Origin of the sequence: Kordia sp. SMS9, assembly GCF_003352465.1 — a bacterium.
GTDB lineage: Bacteria > Bacteroidota > Bacteroidia > Flavobacteriales > Flavobacteriaceae > Kordia.
Genome location: NZ_CP031153.1, coordinates 4,525,869 through 4,544,006 on the forward strand (window position 1 = coordinate 4,525,869; position 18,138 = coordinate 4,544,006).

The 18,138-nt window shown below is 35.5% G+C and carries 11 protein-coding genes; 6 read left to right on the forward strand and 5 right to left on the reverse strand.

Features of this window, described 5'->3' with window-relative positions; translation table 11 throughout:
* The first annotated feature begins 262 nt into the window (after positions 1-262).
* A complete protein-coding gene (gene uvrA / locus KORDIASMS9_RS19210) occupies positions 263-3,043 on the forward strand; it encodes an excinuclease ABC subunit UvrA (RefSeq protein ID WP_114904407.1) in 2,781 nt (926 codons plus the stop codon).
* 70 nt (positions 3,044-3,113) lie between these two features.
* Here the strand turns inward: uvrA and KORDIASMS9_RS19215 are convergent, their stop codons facing one another.
* Positions 3,114-4,226 carry a DUF3667 domain-containing protein gene (locus KORDIASMS9_RS19215; protein WP_114904408.1) on the reverse strand — a complete coding sequence of 371 codons (1,113 nt, stop codon included), beginning with the start codon at positions 4,224-4,226 and terminating at the stop codon, positions 3,114-3,116.
* Positions 4,227-4,664: 438 nt separating this feature from the next.
* Here KORDIASMS9_RS19215 and KORDIASMS9_RS19220 point away from each other — a divergent pair, with 438 nt between their 5' ends.
* The gene (locus KORDIASMS9_RS19220; protein ID WP_162820059.1) at positions 4,665-5,333 is read left to right on the forward strand and encodes a hypothetical protein; all 669 of its coding nucleotides are present in this window, start codon (positions 4,665-4,667) and stop codon (positions 5,331-5,333) included.
* A gap of 445 nt (positions 5,334-5,778) precedes the next feature.
* Positions 5,779-7,107 (forward strand): hypothetical protein, encoded by a 1,329-nt coding sequence (locus KORDIASMS9_RS19225; RefSeq protein ID WP_114904410.1) that lies wholly within the window; start codon positions 5,779-5,781, stop codon positions 7,105-7,107.
* 73 nt (positions 7,108-7,180) lie between these two features.
* Here the strand turns inward: KORDIASMS9_RS19225 and KORDIASMS9_RS19230 are convergent, their stop codons facing one another.
* The 3 genes from KORDIASMS9_RS19230 to KORDIASMS9_RS19240 all read right to left on the reverse strand — a co-directional run bounded on the left by KORDIASMS9_RS19230 (position 7,181) and on the right by KORDIASMS9_RS19240 (position 11,344).
* Positions 7,181-8,464 carry a glycosyltransferase family 4 protein gene (locus tag KORDIASMS9_RS19230; protein ID WP_114904411.1) on the reverse strand — a complete coding sequence of 428 codons (1,284 nt, stop codon included), beginning with the start codon at positions 8,462-8,464 and terminating at the stop codon, positions 7,181-7,183.
* A gap of 22 nt (positions 8,465-8,486) precedes the next feature.
* A complete protein-coding gene (locus tag KORDIASMS9_RS19235; RefSeq protein WP_114904412.1) occupies positions 8,487-10,991 on the reverse strand; it encodes a YfhO family protein in 2,505 nt (834 codons plus the stop codon).
* Between the two features lie 89 nt (positions 10,992-11,080).
* Positions 11,081-11,344, reverse strand: a complete 264-nt coding sequence (locus KORDIASMS9_RS19240; RefSeq protein ID WP_114904413.1) for a DUF4834 family protein — start codon at positions 11,342-11,344, stop codon at positions 11,081-11,083.
* 206 nt (positions 11,345-11,550) lie between these two features.
* On the opposite strand from KORDIASMS9_RS19240, the gene KORDIASMS9_RS19245 reads away from it, so the two are divergent.
* Together KORDIASMS9_RS19245 and KORDIASMS9_RS19250 are read left to right on the forward strand one after the other, a co-directional pair.
* A complete protein-coding gene (locus tag KORDIASMS9_RS19245; RefSeq protein WP_114904414.1) occupies positions 11,551-12,543 on the forward strand; it encodes a transporter in 993 nt (330 codons plus the stop codon).
* A gap of 28 nt (positions 12,544-12,571) precedes the next feature.
* Entirely contained in the window at positions 12,572-13,690 is a 1,119-nt protein-coding gene (locus KORDIASMS9_RS19250; protein ID WP_114904415.1) for a GTP cyclohydrolase, read from the forward strand.
* A 754-nt stretch (positions 13,691-14,444) separates the two neighbouring features.
* Here the strand turns inward: KORDIASMS9_RS19250 and hisS are convergent.
* Complete coding sequence (gene hisS, locus KORDIASMS9_RS19255; RefSeq protein ID WP_114904416.1) at positions 14,445-15,812, reverse strand: histidine--tRNA ligase; 1,368 nt, start codon at positions 15,810-15,812, stop codon at positions 14,445-14,447.
* Between the two features lie 162 nt (positions 15,813-15,974).
* Between hisS and KORDIASMS9_RS19260 the strand changes: the two genes are divergently transcribed.
* Positions 15,975-18,113, forward strand: coding sequence for a metallophosphoesterase (locus tag KORDIASMS9_RS19260; protein WP_114904417.1), 2,139 nt, complete (start codon positions 15,975-15,977; stop codon positions 18,111-18,113).
* Positions 18,114-18,138 lie beyond the last annotated feature (25 nt).

Here is an 18,138-nt window from a genome sequence, read left to right on the forward strand (position 1 = left end):
CGAGTTTTTAAAAAAGTATTTTTATGCTATACGCAGATTTGTTTGTAGTAATTTGATTAATGATCCTCAAATATAACAACATTCGTTAAAAAAATGCAAATAAAATCCAATATTTTAACATTTTCTATGAATTTACTACGCTAAAGTGGTCATTTCAAAGTCACTATTTATAATAAAAACAAACAATTCTAAAATAATCATTCATTGAAAATGATTTTATTTCAACCTTTAAAAGCAGTATCTTTGCAATTATTTTTTCCCAATGACACAAGATCTCGCTACTGTAAATCCAAAAGAAAATATCATCATTAAAGGTGCTAAACTGCACAACCTAAAAAATATTGATGTGGTCATTCCGCGCAATAAATTGGTTGTAATTACTGGACTTTCAGGTTCCGGAAAATCAAGTTTGGCTTTTGATACTTTGTATGCAGAAGGACAACGACGTTATGTAGAAAGTTTGTCTTCGTATGCGCGACAGTTTTTGGGACGTTTGCACAAACCAAAAGTAGATTATATTAAAGGAATTGCGCCTGCGATTGCCATTGAACAAAAAGTAAATTCTACCAATCCGCGTTCTTCTGTGGGAACAACGACCGAGATTTATGACTATTTAAAGTTGTTGTATGCTCGTATTGGTGTGACCTACTCGCCTATTTCGGGGAAAGAAGTCAAAAAACATACAGTTACAGATGTCATCAATTATGTGAAAACTTTTGAAGAACGCAGCAAATTATTGTTGTTAGCGCCTGTAACGGTTCCAGAAGAGCGCAGTGCGTTTCATACCATAAAAGTATTAGCGCAACAAGGTTATGCAAGAATCAAGAAGAATAATGAAATTTTTCGTATTGATGAGATTCATGAAGACTTTACAGAAGATTTCTCATTAGTGATTGATCGTATTGTGGTTGCTCATGATGAAGATTTCTACAATCGTTTAGCAGACGCTGTACAAACAGCTTTTTTTGAAGGAAAAGGCGAATGTTATATTGAAACAGTTAGCGATAAAAAAGCCGTTCACTTTAGCAATAAGTTTGAAATGGACGGGATGAAATTCCTCGAACCAAACGTACATTTGTTCAGCTTTAACAATCCATATGGCGCGTGTCCAAAATGTGAAGGCTATGGCGATGTTATCGGAATTGACCAGGATTTAGTCGTACCAAATACAGGACTTTCTGTCTATGAAAATGCTATTTTCCCATGGCGTGGCGAAAGCATGAGTTACTACAGAAATGAACTGGTAAATAACGCCTATAAATTCGATTTTCCAATTCACAAACCTTGGTTTGAGTTGACACAAGCACAGAAAAAACTCGTTTGGGATGGAAATGAATATTTTGAAGGATTACATCAGTTTTTCACCTTTTTAGAAGAAAAAAGTTATAAAATTCAAAATCGTGTGATGCTTTCTCGCTATCGCGGAAAAACCAAATGTTCCGTATGTGAAGGGAAACGTTTGCGAAAAGAAGCGAATTATGTAAAGATTGGTGGAAAAACAGTCACCGATTTAGTCGTATTACCATTAAAGGAATTGGCGTTATTTTTTGACGAATTACAACTCAACGAGCACGATCTGCAAATTGCCAAACGTTTATTAAAAGAAATCAAAAATCGGCTACAGTTTTTAACGAATGTCGGGTTGGATTATTTGACCTTGAATCGGAAGTCGAATTCACTTTCAGGTGGCGAATCGCAACGCATCAACTTGGCAACCTCGTTAGGAAGTAGTTTGGTCGGTTCTATGTACATTTTAGATGAACCGAGTATTGGACTGCATCCAAAAGACAGCGAACGCTTGATTCAAGTATTGTTGTCCTTACGTGATTTAGGAAATACGGTCATTGTCGTAGAACATGACGAAGACATTATGCATGCAGCCGACGAAATCATTGATATTGGTCCTGAAGCGGGAACACATGGTGGACATGTCGTTGCTTTTGGCGATTACAAAACCATTTTGAAAGCAGATTCATTGACGGCAAAATACCTCAACAAATCTATGGAAATTGAAGTTCCTCAACAACGTAGAACTTCCAATCAATTTATAAAAATAATAGGTGCCCGCGAGAACAATCTCAAAAATATCGACGTTACGTTTCCGCTCAATATGCTCACCGTAGTCACAGGTGTTTCTGGAAGTGGAAAAAGTTCGTTGGTAAAAAAGATTGTCTATCCTTCCATGTTAAAAGAAACTGGCGGATATGGTGAAAAACCTGGTCAATTTACCAAATTAGAGGGAAAATATAGCAACGTTAAACATATTGAATTTGTAGATCAGAATCCGATTGGACGTTCTTCGCGATCGAATCCTGTGACGTATATCAAAGCGTATGACGACATCAGAGCCTTGTATGCAAGTCAGAAATTATCTAAAATTAGAAACTACAAAACCAAGCATTTTTCCTTTAATGTAGATGGTGGACGTTGCGAAACCTGTAAAGGCGAAGGACAAGTAACGATTGAAATGCAATTTATGGCAGATGTGCATTTGGAATGCGAAACTTGTGGCGGAAAACGTTTTAAGAAAGAAGTGTTAGAAGTTGCGTATGAAGGTAAGAATATCGACGATATTTTAACCATGACCATTGACGACGCGATGGAATTCTTCACGAAACATGAGCAAACAAAAATTTACCGTAAATTGAAACCCTTGCAAGATGTTGGTTTAGGGTATGTCACACTTGGACAAAGCTCTTCTACCCTTTCTGGTGGTGAAGCACAGCGAATTAAGTTAGCGTCTTTCTTGGTAAAAGGAAATACGAAAGAAAAAGCCTTGTTTATTTTTGATGAACCTACAACTGGACTGCATTTTCACGATATTAAAAAATTACTTGCTTCCTTTGATGCGTTGATTGAAAAAGGACATTCCATCATTGTGGTGGAACATAATATTGAATTGATCAAATGTGCAGATTATATCATTGATTTAGGACCGGAAGGCGGAAAAAATGGTGGAACGCTTGTTGCTTCGGGAACTCCAGAAGAAATCGCGCAGAACAAAAAATCGTTTACAGGCAAGTATTTGAAGGAGAAATTGTAATGTTTATAAATAAATTTTTAAATCAAATTGAATCAAGTGCTGTTTGACTGAATTTAGTTTTTTGATCAACTCAATACAAGAAAAACGACACAACCCACAACAGCACAAAGGTAAACGGCACAATAAAAATTAAATAGATAAGCGATAAAAAAACCGTTTTGAAAAATGTTTTTATATATCCTTGTTCGTAAAAATGTTTCAAACTGAGCATCAAGTAAATTAACATGGAAAGAATTAAAGTCACATCAATCCAATCGGGAATATCTACAATATAATTTGATAATATGATAATACTTGACGCCAAAAAGATAAAGGCAAAATAGTAAAAACTAAACACCATGTGATGCGCAAAACGTCCTCGTTTTCGGTAGAATAGTTTCAATAATAAAGCAAAAATTGGAATCAAGAAAAACATAGAAATCGGAATCGTATCCATAAACGCTTTGACAATCCCATCACCTCTTTTTTCTTTAAATCTAATAATTTGTCTCGCCATGAATTTTGAAAACCAACCATGTGTATCCTTATCATAACCTACAGCTTTTAATTTTTCACTCATCGGTGCTCCCACTTTGTAGAGCGAGTCAAGTTTTGACGTATCAAAATTAAAACCAAAAAAACTACCTTGAATTCCATCACTTTTTTTCTTTTTGGATACTTTCTTTTTTTGTGAGCTAGAATCTGTAGTTGTAGAATCTGTTTCAGACTGGGTTTCTGCTTGTAGCATCTTCTTCATTTTGTCGATTACTACGGAATCTTTATCAGTTACTTCCACTAAATCTTTTACAGAATCTGAAAATTTTACGACCTCTTTTATAATTTCTTCCTCTTTATTTAAGGTATTACGAATGTTTTTTTCAATCGCTTGCTGCGCATCACGCGTAGAAATAGAAAAAATAAAGAAAAACACAATCGAAGTAAATAAATAAAATTGTGCTGGATGCAAATACATTAAACGCTTGCCTGATACAAACTTTTTTGCCAAATACCCTGGTCGCGATAGTAATGGAATAAAACTTTTAAAAAAACGCGCGTCCACCGAAAAATAATTCATCACCGTATTGTGAAACAACACACGCATACTAAGTTTATCATCCACTTTTTGACCACAATTTGGACAATAGTTATGATATTGTGTGAGTTGATATCCACAATTTGAACACTGTTTCTTTTCGGTTGACATATATTGGTTGACTATATTCGGTGTTACAAATATGCTAAAATCTATTTACAATTCTCTAAAATGGCATCTATAGATTCATAATAATCTAGCAAAAGCTTTTGTTTCAACAATAATATTCTCTAATCGTTCCTAAAGTATTTTGTAGTTTTTTTGAATGTGTAAAATAGGTTTTGCAAAATGCTTCTCGCTAAGTTGATGTGATGTATTGATTGCTTCTTTTCATTACATAAAAACTCTTACAACAAACATACGCATCGGTCAAAAAACTGTTATACTTTTTTTCTCTTTGTGAATTTACTCAAAAAAAAGCAACTTCAAAACACACATAAACAACTGACTGTTAATTTATTACATTTTTGGCACGAAATTGGTTTTACTAAAGTCAAATAGCGCACGCCGAAAAGCTAAAGAGTAGGCATAACCCTAAAAGTACACAATATGAAAAACTTTTATCTTTTATTCGTAGGATTGTTACTAAGTGTAACAACTACACAAGCAAATGTTATGAGCGACCAAACACACGGAAGCGAAAACGGGTTAACCAATCGCTATCGTTATGCACAACCAATTCAGTTTGTAGCGCGAGGTGTTGAATTTTTTGTTTTCCTAAATGGAGAATTCGATTTTAATACACATCCTGTCAACTACAGAAGAGGCAGAAGAAGTGGAATCAACGCTACTCATGGCGCACCAAGAGTACGAACACGTGGAAACCATTTTAACACTAGAAACATTGGTGTTAGAGTTGAACATGATTTCAACGGAAGAGTTCGAAGAATTGGAAACTTATTCATCAATTATGACCGTTTTGGGAGAGTAAAAAGAATTGGTTCTATTTACATGCGTTACCATAATAGACATGGAAAACTGAGACAAATTGGTGGTTTACGATTAAAGTACAACCGTAGAGGAAGATTGATCAGACAGTTTGGAACGGTAACCCCAATCGTAGGCTATGGAAATGGACAAGGACAAGGACATGGACATGGAAATGCTCCTATAGATGACGATTTCCAAAATGGACATGATTTTCCAGCAGATGATGAAGATTTATATTATTACAGAAATAATAAAGGAAAGCAAACTAAAATTAAGAAAGGAAGTTAATATATCTATATACAAATCCCGCTTTACGCGGGATTTGTTGTTTTTACGCTTTTTTGAAATTATATCAAGCTTAGAAAACACTCTGTATCATTTAAAAAAATAAAACCTCGTGAACTTAACACAGTTCACGAGGTTATTTTGTATAGTATAAAGAAAACGCTCCAATTATTTCTTTGCTATGCTCATATCTTTTAAAACATAAAGAGCCAACTAAACTACAAAATTTATAATATCAAACGATTATAACTAAATTCTTCATGCAATTTTTTTTACGATCATAGCGCTACTATAACGATGCTAAAATTAGGTATTTGCCATCACTTCTAAGTATGGCAAAACCATACTTTACTTGCGTTAATAAACTCGTTTGTAACTCCAATATGTTAATTTCCAGTTTTTGGCACGCTGTTTGGTTATACTTATATGAATACTAAAATCGCACGTTATGAAAAAAATACTCATCACACTTATCGGATTGTTTTTCTTGACAGCTCAAACTGTCGAAGCAAAACGGATGGAGACTACCGCAACCAATTCTTTATATATAAACAACACAGTTACCTTTGTTGAAAATGGAATTACGTTTTCAGTGTACAATGATGGAGAGTTCGATTTTTTCATCAATCGTATACACCCAAACATCAACGCGAATGTAAATGTTGCAGGATTGCAAATTACGTTCAACTCAGGATTCAACTACAATCCTTTTGTTCAGTATGATGATTATGGTGCCATTATTCAAGTAGAAAATACACCCATCTTTTACGATTATTACGGAAGAGTGTTTAGAATTGGAAACATCAATTTAAACTATGACAATTTTGGAAACTTAGTACAAGTTGGCGGATTGTTTTTATATTACGATTCCTTTGATCGCTTTTCACACACGAGAGGTTTTATAAATCCTTTCAACCAAGGCTTCAGATATCCAGTATTCTATAATGATCTTTTCTTTCGTCCAGGAATTAATTTCTGCCTGGTGAGCGTAAATCCATATAGAAGATTCTACACACCAATTCGGTATACTTTCTGTAGTCCATATAGAAATAATTTCAGATTTAGATATGCAAGAGCTCGATTTGGACATATTTACCACAGTGCAGCTAGAATCAATACGAATCGAAGAGGCATTTATAGAAATGACCGAAGAGTTGCACGTAGAAATGATGCAGCCGTATACAATACACGAAGAACGGTAACACGTACCACAAGAAATACACGTACCACGACGAGAAATGGAAACACACGTGCAACCACAAGAAACGGAAATACACGTTCCACAACAAGAAACGGAAATACACGTGCTACGACTAGAAACGGAAACACGCGTTCCACAACAAGAAACGGAAATACACGTGCCAACACACGTAACAATGTAAGAAGCAACACCAGAAATACGCGTGATAATTTGCAGTTAGGTGGCGTTCGTGCAAATAATAACAACAATACACGAATTGATCGTGGAAACACTAGAAACACCCGAAACAATAGTGTTCGTTCCAGTTCAACGAGAAATAATACGAGAGCTACACGCGGTAATACACGCTCCACGCGAGAAGTAAGAAGCACGCGAAGTACGCGAAACAACAATTCGGTACGAAACAATAGAAGTTCTAACAAAAGAACGATGACAAAGCCACAGCGAAGCAATTCTTCCAGAGCTACAAGATCAAACAGTCGTTCTTCAAACCGCAATTCAGCGTCACAACGTTCTAGTCGTTCACAAAAGAAAACAACGAACAGTAGACAAAGAAGTTCACGAAAAAGAAACTAAGACAGCGTTTCGCAACGATTCCAAAACCTTACTTGATGTAAAAATTAAGTGAGGTTTTTTCTTTTAAACTTGTTTACAAACTGTACAAAACTTCCGCTAATTTCTTTGTTAACGCTTTGCGCGAATATTGCTGTAATCCAATCGGTGAAGTGTGCAATTTTTGTTGCTGAAATGCTTCATAATACGCTAGGATTTGTGTTTTGAGTTTCGCTTTATCAGTATATAAAAAATACGTTCCTGTATTGGTCTCTTGAATGATCTTAGCGATATCTGCATCTTTAGGACCAATACCGATAATCGGTCGCTCCGCTGCCATATATTCAAATAATTTTCCAGCAATAATTCCTTTGGTTTTTTCGGAATCAATTTCAATGACTAATAAAAGTTGTGAAGCACGTTGTAATTGCAAGGCTCTTTGATGCGAAACGTAGCCAAAATACGTTGTATATACATCCAAACCAACGTCGCGAATGGCACGTTGAATACGCTCACTAATCACACCTGCAAACTGCAATTGAAAATCGTTGGCAAAATCTTCTCGCAATTGTATCAATTCTGATAACACTTCCCATAAAACTACAGGATTTCGCTCTGAAAGTAAAGATCCAATGTGCGATAAGGTAAACTTTTCATCCATCGGAGTTGGCGAATATTTTTCTACATCATAACCGTTGGTAATGACTTCAATGGGTTGTTGTGTAAGTTTTGAAAATTCTTCTTTCGTAGTAAAACTTGTCGTTACGACTTGATCGGCAGTTTGCAACACTTCCGATTCTAGCGCCAAATGTTTTTGCTGCGATTTCTTCGTCAACCGTAACTTTTCATGATAGCCAATACGTGTCCAAGGATCGCGGAAATCTGCCAACCATTTAATGTTCAATTGTTTTCTCAGGCGAAGTCCAATCAAATGCAAACTATGTGGCGGTCCTGTGGTAATCAGTGTTTCGATGTTGTGTTCTTTCAAATAGGTTTTCAAAAACTTTACCGAAGGTTTCACCCAAAATTTTCGTGCATCTGGAATAAAAAAGTTTCCGCGAATGTAGAGCAATACCTTTTCTACAAACGATTGTTTTTCTTTGGCAATGATTCCTTTACTGATCTTTTTTGTTTTCTTTTTTGAGAACAATTGCGCAAACTCGTACGGTTCAAAAATAGGTTGTTTTATAATCGTAATATCCTTTGGAATATCCTCAGAAAAAGTTTCATCAATCATAGGATAGCTAGGATTTTTCGGGATAAAAACAACAGGTTCTATATCAAAATCACGCAAATACTTTACAAATTTCAACCAGCGCTGCACGCCTGGTCCACCTGCTGGTGGCCAGTAATAGGTAACAATAAGAACTTTTTTTGCCATAATTTCAGGGGAATTATGAGAGTTATGCTTTTGCTACTTTCTTCTTATACACGAACTCATAATAGATTCCGCCCAGGATTAATAAAAATAGTAAGATGCTACTTGTTAGCGAAACTGTGATTCCTTTCTCTACGATTGTAGGTTCAAACTTAAATTCGACGGTATGTTTCCCAGCGGGAACTTCCAAACCGCGCAACACGTAATTTACACGATAATGTGGCACTAATTCGCCGTCAATGTAAGCATTCCAGCCATACGGATAATGAATTTCTGAAAATACGGCAAATCCGTTTTCTGAATTTTCGGAAACATATTTTAAATTGTCTGGTTTGTAATTTACCAATTCGATATTGGCTAAAGAATCTTTTCCATACGTGTCGCTAATTTTTCCTTCTATTTCTTGTTCCTTACGGAAAACAACTTCACTTCTAGTATCCAGTCCGTACAATGACAACATTTCGTCGTCAGCAGTTTCTACAAAATTCACTTTGTTAATAAACCATGCATTTCCGTTTGGATATGGATTTCGAAGCGCTATGGCTCCTGCGCCAGCCTGATCTTGTTCACCTTCCAAATCTTTGATGATATACTTTACATTCAACATATTGATAATGTTGATGTTTCGCTCGTTGACTTCAAATTTTCGTTCGTAATCTAAGTAAAAATCATATAACTCTTGAAATTGTCTTGGCTTTGCTGCATGATATCCGCCAAGTGTATTGTGAAAGAATGCTGTACGTCCATTTGCTAGTCGCAATCTAGGCTCAAAAACACGGTAATGCCCTTTATCTTGCAAAATTTGCTTGTCAACTTCAAGCGTTTTATATGGATATTCAAACTGTGCTTTGCTTACAAACTCTTCTGTATTAACATATCTTCTAGCAACAGAAATCAAATCAAATAACAGTAATCCCGCAATAATTAGAATAACGATATTTTCTTTGAATTTTCTTTTCAAAAATGCAATTAAAACACCCGCAGTTAATACAATTAAAATAATAGCACGATACCCATCTTTAGCTAACATTGCGGCTCTGTCTTCTTTGATAATATCCAAAAACTCAGCTCCTAAAATTGTTTGAGAATATTGATATCTGTAATAGTCATCATTAACACTATTAAATTCAAATAAAGAGGATTTAAAAGCAATCAAACTTAATACTACAACCACAAAACCTGCGGTACAATAATAAATAAGCTTTTCGGTTGGTTTTTGCTCGTTCTCCAGTGTTTCCTTTCTGAATAAATAGGCTAAAGTTAAAATTCCCAAAATAGGAATACACAACTCCAAAATAACTTGCATGGATGAAACTGCTCTAAACTTACTGTACAACGGAAAATAATCAATCATGAAGTCCGTAAGGAAACTGAGATTTTTACCCCAAGACAACAATAAAGACAGTAAAATTCCGCCTACAAGCCACCATTTTGCTTTTCTTTTGACTAAAAATAATCCTAAAAATGCCAAGAAAAAAATTACAGCTCCTACGTAGGCTGGCGCAGCAATAATAGGCTGGTCGCCCCAATATCCTGGAAGATACCTTACAAATTCTCGCGCCTGTCCAGGAGGTATGCCTTTCTGAAGTGCGTATGTATATGCTTTGGAGTCTGTTCCAAAATCTTCCGTATTTCCACCACCCATAAAGCGCGGCATCAACAGGTTGAAGGTTTCCATTTTCCCGTAACTATATTCGGTAATATATTCTTTGGAAAGTCCTTTGCGTTCTTTTTTAGTTCCGTCAGGTTTAATCGTCAATTCACTTTCGCCACGAATACTCCAATCTGCATATTCTTTGGTAGTTAGCAAATTTGTACTATTGACACCAATACTTAACAATACAGCAACGATTAGCAATCCAACAGCTTTAAAAAAGTGTGGTAATTCTTTCTTTTTGTAGAAATCTATACAGTATACAATTCCTAAAACAGCTACCAACAGCATTAAATAGTACGTCATCTGTGGATGCGCCGTCATGATTTCTAAGGACATGGCGACCGCCGTCAGTAAAAATCCCCAAATATATTTCCGCTGAAAAGCGAGTAAAATTCCAGAAAGTACTAATGGAAAATAGGCAATGGCGTGTGCTTTGGCGTTGTGACCAACGCCGAGAATAATGATAAAATACGTGGAAAAACCGAAAGCAATGGCGCCCAAAATAGACAATCGCCAATCAACTTTCATGATGAGTAACAGTATATAAATACTAAAGAAATATAGAAATAAATAATCTGCTGGACGCGGTAAAAATCGGATGGTTCTATCCAATGTTTTTATGTATGAATGTGGATAGCGCGCTCCTAACAAATAGGTTGGCATTCCGCCATATGCATTGTCTGTCCAATACAATTCTTCGCCTGTTTTTTCGCGGTAATCATTCTGTTTTTTTGCCATGCCAGCATACTGAATGATATCCTGTTGTTGCATTTTTTTTCCTTGAACTACAGGATAAAAATAGGCTAATGACATTCCTATGAATAGCAGTATTGCTATGACATGTGGGATAAATTTTTTGATATCTAAATTCACTTGGTGTAATTTTTAAGCGTGTACAGATGGAAAGCAATATACTAAAACCTTTTGGGAACGATTTTTTTAAGGTGTAATTCGTAAATTAATTAATCTACTTCTTCAAAATCTATATATTCTCCGACGTCTTTTGATGGCTTTCTATTCGGCATTTTATCAATAGTAGTTTCTCCTTCTTTGGTGCGTTGCTGTTGTTGATTTCTAGCTTGTTGTTTGTATTGTTCTGAAAAACGCTTTTCCGCTTTCTTGGCAACATAGCGAACCATATAAGGCGCAAATAATCTTCCCAATATGCGGAGTGCATACATGACTAAAATTATGATTGCTACTGTTCGTAATAAATTTATCAACATATTTCTATAAACCTATATTTTTTCAAAAATACAATTTATGCAGATTTATTATCGTTTTTACTAGATAAAAAACTATAATTTTATGTAGTTTTGGCTTAACCTGTTAAAATTTTAAGAAAAATACGCGTCGCTCCGTTTCTATTTAGCGAGTGCCTAATTTTGACAACTATTTTCTTAAACATTTTTAAACAACTTATTACTGATATATGAAACGAACATCTTTCTTAGCAATTTTTGGTTTTTTATTTTTCTCAACTGCTGTATTTGCACAATATACAGATGTGATCAATTCCAATCGACCTGGCGCTTCTGTTGGTGCTTATGCTGTTGGTAAAAATGTATTACAGTTTGAAACTGGTATGTTTGTAGATTTTCAAGAACATAAAAAACTCAATACTCAAGTAGATGCGTTTGGACTTGATTTTGCGCTTCGTTACGGTTTGTTTAAAGAACAATTGGAATTACGCTGGGAAGGTGCCTATCAGTTTGATACCTTTACGAGCAATACCACAAGTCCCGCTTTTGAATTTAATAGAAATGGTTTTTTAACACATACCATTGGTGCGCATTATATGCTTTATGATCCGTATTTAAAGTCCGAATTGGAAGAACCAAATTTATACAGTTGGAAAGCCAACAATTCCTTCCGATGGAAAGATTTAATTCCTGCTATTGGGATATATGCAGGTGCAAATTTTGTATTTTCAGACAATCCTTATTTTCCAGTGACGGAACCTTCTATAAGTCCAAAAGTAACCATCGCTACACAAAGTCACTTTGCAGGTCGCTGGGTATTTGTATCTAATATTACGTACGATCGTATTACTTCCGATTCTAAAGAATTGAGCTATATTTTGACCTTGACACATGCATTTGACAATCCAAAATGGTCTGCGTTTGTAGAGCATCAAGGAATTGACAGCGATCAATATGCAGATGCCCTTTTTAGAGCTGGTGGCGCATATTTATTAGGAGATGATTTTCAGTTAGACGCCTACATTGGTGCTGGTGTGAAAAATACGCCGACACGAATTTTTGCAGGTTTGGGACTTTCGTACCGAATTGACATGTGGCATGAAGATGAGCTGATTCCGATTGATGAACAAGATCCAAAAGAGGAAGAACTAAAAAATAAGAAGAAAAAAGATAAAGAAGAAAATGACGACGACGATAACGACGACGACGGTAACGAAAACTAATCTTTTTACCAACCAAATTTCCTAGTTAATGATTGACGTTCGAGAAGTAACCAATAAAAAAGAATTAAAAGCCTTTGTAAAATTTCCGTTCAGCATTTACAAAGATTCTCCATATTGGGTTCCACCAATTATCAAAGACGAATTAGAAACGTTCAATAAAGATAAAAATCCCGCTTTTTTAGATGCAGATGCACAGTTTTTCTTAGCGTATAAAGATGGGAAAATTGTTGGTCGTGTAGCAGCTATTGTCAATTGGATTGAAGTGAAAGAACAAAAATTGTCCAAAATGCGTTTTGGCTGGTTTGATATGATTGACGATTTGGAAGTTTCAAAAGCATTGTTGGAGAAAGTAGCTGAAATTGGTCGTTCACACAAGTTAGAATATATGGAAGGTCCGGTAGGATTTTCAAATTTAGATAAAGTAGGTGTCTTAACGGAAGGTTTTGATCATATTGGCACCATGATTACTTGGTACAATCATCCGTATTATGAAAAACACTTGATTCATCACGGATTGGTAAAAGAAAAAGAATATTTAGAAAATAAGTTTCCTTTTGAAAATGTAAAACCTAAGTATTTTGAGCGTGTTCAAAATTTGATCAAAAAGCGCTATCAACTGCGTCCGCTCAACTTTACAAAGACGAAAGACATTATGCCGTATGTGGATGAAATGTTTGATTTATTCAACGCTTCGTATGCGTCTTTGGCATCTTTTGTGCCTATCAATGACATTCAAAAGGAATATTTTAGAAATAGATATATCGGATTTATCAATCCTGAATTTATAAAGTTTGTGGTTGATAAAGATGACAAATTAGTCGCGTTTGCGATTGTGATGCCCTCTTTCGCTAGAGCATTACAAAAAACAAAAGGCAAGTTATTCCCTTTCGGGATTTTTCACATGTTGAAAGCTCGAAAAAAGCCAGAAAACATCACGTTTTACCTAATTGGCGTGCATCCGGAATATCAAAACAAAGGATTGACCGCGATTATCTTCATGGAATACTACCTTACTTTTACCGAAAAGAACATACAGGAATGCATTAGAACACCCGAATTGATTGAAAACACTGCAATTCATCAACTTTGGAAACACTTTGATCCTGTAACGCATAAACGACGTAAGACGTATAAAAAAAATCTTTAGATTTTTTTAGATGTTAGACCGCTTCACTTCGGCTTCGCTCAGTGTAAACGCTTTTTGGCTCTTGGCTCTTGGCTCTTGGCTCTTGGCTCTTGGCTCTTGGCTCTTAAAAAGAATGTTTTTAATGTTAAATGTTAGATTTTAAATGTTGAATGACTCCGTTCTAACAAACTTCTGTACTTCGATTCTCAAATCGTCACTTCGAGTGAATTTGTGCAATAAATTTGTATCGAAAAGTACTCTAAAACTAAATTACTTGTTAGCTCAAAATACTTTCATATTCAGAATATGATATTCAAAAATCACAGACTGTTATAGGTTCTTAGATGTTAGACCGCTATTAGATGTTAGATCGCGCTTTGCGCTGTTAGATTTTAAATGTTGAATGACTCCGTTCTAACAAACTCCTGTACTTCGATTTTCAAATCGTCACTTCGAGTGAATTTGTGCAACAAATTTGTATCGAAAAGTACTCTAAAACTAAATTACTTGTTAGCACAAAATACTTTCATATTCAGAATATAATCTTCAAAAATCACAGACTGTTATAGGTTCTTAGATGTTAGATCGTGCTTTGCGCTGTTAGATTTTAAATGTTGAATGACTCCGTTCTAACAAACTCCTGTACTTCGATTTTCAAATCGTCACTTCGAGTGAATTTGTGCAACAAATTTGTATCGAGAAGTACTTTGAAACTGAACTTTTAGTGCTTCAAAACACTTTTACATTTAAAATTCAGCATTTAACATTTATAATTTCAAAATGCCGTCAACACTTCATCAAATGGAACTTCCAATTGTGTACCGTTTTTCATGTTTTTGACAATGCACGTGTTGTTTGCGAGTTCATTTCCTCCTATGATGATTACATACGGAATATCGCGTTTATTGGCATAATTCATCTGCTTGTTAATGTTTTTATTGTCTGGAAATAACTCTGCACTTTTTCCAGCTTCTCGCAATACTTTGATGAGTTTTAAAGACGCTAAGGCTTCTTTTTCGCCAAAATTTACACACAACACCTCTACTTTATCGGAAACCGTTTCTGGAAATAAGTCCAATTCTTCCAAAACCAAGTAGATTCTATCCAAACCAAACGAAATTCCCACACCGCTCACATCTTTTAAACCAAAAATGCCTGTTAAGTCATCATAACGTCCGCCGCCGCCAATAGAACCCATTTTTACACCTTCTGGCGCCGCTACTTCATAAATGGCTCCTGTGTAATAATTCAATCCTCTAGCAAGTGTAACATCTAAGTCCAACGTGGCTGTTTCTAAACCTAAGACTTCAATGGCTTCAAAGACAAATTCGAGTTCTGAAATTCCCGTCATGCCTTCTTCCGAAGTAGCTAAAAGCGCTTTTAGCAAGTCTAGTTTTTCATCCAGATTTCCAGAAAAACTGAATAATGGCTGTACTTTTTCGATCGCTTCCGCAGAAATGCCTTTTTGCATCATTTCATTTTTCACTCCATCTTCGCCAATCTTATCAAGTTTGTCTAAGGCGACTGTGAAATCAATCAGTTTATCTTTAGCACCAATGACTTCCGCCAAACCTGATAGTATTTTACGATTGTTAATTTTGATCGTGACGCCATTCAAACCTAACTCTGAAAAAACTTTATCATACAATTGCACAAATTCCACTTCTTGCCAAAGTGAGGTAGAACCTACGACATCCGCATCACATTGAAAAAATTCTTGAAATCTTCCATGTTGCGGTCTATCAGCACGCCAAACTGGCTGAATTTGATAGCGTTTAAAAGGAAACGTTATATCATTTTGGTGTTGTACCACATAGCGCGCAAAAGGAACCGTTAAATCATACCGCAAGGCTTTTTCGGCTAATGAATTTGAAAAACGCGCTAAATTCCCTTCTTCCAAAGCTTTTAAGTCTGCTTTTCGCACCTTTTCTCCAGAGTTCAAGATTTTAAAAATCAAGCGATCACCTTCTTCCCCATATTTTCCTAACAACGTACTTGACTTTTCAAACGATGGTGTTTCAATCGGTTGAAATCCAAAGCTTTGAAAAGCTGATTGTATGATGTTAAAAATGTAGTTACGTTTTGCAACTTCTATCGGAGAAAAATCGCGTGTTCCCTTTGGTATGCTTGGTTTTTGTGCCATGATTGTGAATTGTGCCGCAAATATAAGTCTATTTTTTTGTGATTAAAATTTAAAATAGTCTCATGTCGATAGATTATTAGTATTGGCGATTGAATTTTGTGTTTGTAGGCAAAAAGCGTACTTTGATTGAATAATTAAACCAACCAACTATATTATTTTCTTATGAATCAAATATCTATTCCGCCATTACGCGTCAGAATTCAACAAGTATCTCTGTGGCAATCTGTAGTTGCTGCATACGCAGTGCAACACGCTAAAAAATTACAAAAAGCTCAAACTCCTGTGAATTTAACGCATGTACAAGAGCATTTCATGGTTTCAGGAACCAGTCATTTAGCCGCTCAATGTGAAGCTAATAATTCCATAGAAACCCACACATTTATACCAGAACCCACAGAAAATTCCACGGACGATGAATTTGGCGCTTATTTTTCTTCTTTATTTTTTCAAAAAGCTATGACTGCGACGGATGCTGATAGCGCTTCAAAAGATGCTTATAAACTTTGTGAGGAACTGGCAGCACGTTGGGGCAAGAAATTTAGACGATACAGCGATGCTGATGATTGTGGCTGGGCATATTGTTTGGAAGAGTATCTAAAATTTAAAAAACAATATAAGAGTGTAAAAAAGTATAACGATTGGACGAAAAATGGAGGACTCAATTTTGGAGTCATCGATTATAAAATTCCAAATGATGCTAAAGTCGCAATTATTGGCGATTGGGGAACAGGCATGCAAGATGGCGAATATTTATTGGAAATGATTTTGAAAAATCATCAGCCAGATGTAATTATTCATCTTGGAGATATTTATTATGCAGGAACACCTGACGAATGCGACGCTAATTTTTATGATATTTTCCAAAGATTGTTTGCGAAATATAAACAAATTCCTGTGTTTACCATTCCTGGAAACCATGATTATTACAGTTTTGCGTATGGATATTACCAAATGGTAGCCAAGTTAAACACTGGATTGAAAAGTAAAGGAATCAACGCTACACAAGAAGCCAGTTACTTTTGTCTGCGTACCGAAGATAATGGTTGGCAATTTTTAGGAATGGATACTGGATATTGTGACGGCGGTCCTTTAAGTGCCCGCTTCCCTAAAGATGGTCCTTTTTTGCATCCAAACGAACCTGAATGGCATCAAGATAAACTTGATAATTTTAGTGGTGCTTCTATTTTATTATCACATCACCAAGTATTTTCTGGAAATGCTGAAATCAACGGCCTTACTGGAACTTATGGTTCAATTCCGTACCTGAATAAAAACTTAGTTGATTTTTTTCGTCCGTATTTTGGCAATAAAGTAGCAGGCTGGTTTTGGGGACACGAACACAATCAAGTAAAATATCAAAATAATTTGTTTGGATTACCAATTGGACGTTTGGTTGGTGCCAGTGCCTACGAAGAACCAGAAAGTGAAACACCTTATAAACAAACATTTCCTGAAGTTCCTTTTTCCACTGATTCAAACGCAACGTTAGACGTTGAAAATGAGTTTTTTAACCACGGTTTTGCCATTATTGATTTTTCACAACGATCACATCCTACAGACGCAGTAACTACGCAATATTTTCAATATCCTTCTTGGGGAAAAACAGCTCCAAATCCTATTCCACAAAAAACATGTTTTATGTGGTCAGAACCGTTTGCTTTACAACCACAAACAAAAGGCAAAGAAGTTCAGTTTGGGCAATACATTCATCTAAATTTAGAGTTAGGAAATGCCTTTGTAGGTCCAGAAGTAGAACATTTTGAAATCTCCAGAGAAGAATACCTTCCCACAGTTCGTACAAATCCAGTTGTGTTAAAAATTTCAGATGCTTCCAATAGTTCAAATGTCGTACAGGATGGCGATACTATTTATCTAACAACACAAGAACCCAAAGTTGGCAAATACAGTCATTTGGGTGCTTGGGATGGAATTACAACCTATGAAATCTATTATTACAAGTATTCGCAAGCAGATGATAAAAATATGCGCTGGAAGATTAAAAAAGTAATTCCAACACCAAACGATCCTACGATTCATGAAAATGAAGCGGTATATATATTCAGTGAAAAGTTTTCTGGCAAATACCTGTGTCCATATTTATCTATTATAAATGAAAAAATATCGACCTATACATATTTGACGGTAAGCGATACGATGAATTCAAATTGGTTTATTCAAATCCAACAGTCTCATTCTGATGAAGAAGTAGCTTTGGAAAGCACCTCTGAAAAAGAAGGCGAAAACCTCTCTTTTATTGAAAAAATGATTGCATTTATTAAATCATTATTTTCAATAAAATAACATTCAATATATTTTAATTAGAAAA

Coding starts and splice junctions, on each gene's coding strand:
- uvrA (WP_114904407.1), top strand. CDS start 263: ATGACACAAGATCTCGCTACTGTAAATCCAAAAGAAAATATCATCATT.
- KORDIASMS9_RS19215 (WP_114904408.1), bottom strand. CDS start 4,226: ATGTCAACCGAAAAGAAACAGTGTTCAAATTGTGGATATCAACTCACA.
- KORDIASMS9_RS19220 (WP_162820059.1), top strand. CDS start 4,665: ATGAAAAACTTTTATCTTTTATTCGTAGGATTGTTACTAAGTGTAACA.
- KORDIASMS9_RS19225 (WP_114904410.1), top strand. CDS start 5,779: ATGAAAAAAATACTCATCACACTTATCGGATTGTTTTTCTTGACAGCT.
- KORDIASMS9_RS19230 (WP_114904411.1), bottom strand. CDS start 8,464: ATGGCAAAAAAAGTTCTTATTGTTACCTATTACTGGCCACCAGCAGGT.
- KORDIASMS9_RS19240 (WP_114904413.1), bottom strand. CDS start 11,344: ATGTTGATAAATTTATTACGAACAGTAGCAATCATAATTTTAGTCATG.
- KORDIASMS9_RS19245 (WP_114904414.1), top strand. CDS start 11,551: ATGAAACGAACATCTTTCTTAGCAATTTTTGGTTTTTTATTTTTCTCA.
- KORDIASMS9_RS19250 (WP_114904415.1), top strand. CDS start 12,572: ATGATTGACGTTCGAGAAGTAACCAATAAAAAAGAATTAAAAGCCTTT.
- hisS (WP_114904416.1), bottom strand. CDS start 15,812: ATGGCACAAAAACCAAGCATACCAAAGGGAACACGCGATTTTTCTCCG.
- KORDIASMS9_RS19260 (WP_114904417.1), top strand. CDS start 15,975: ATGAATCAAATATCTATTCCGCCATTACGCGTCAGAATTCAACAAGTA.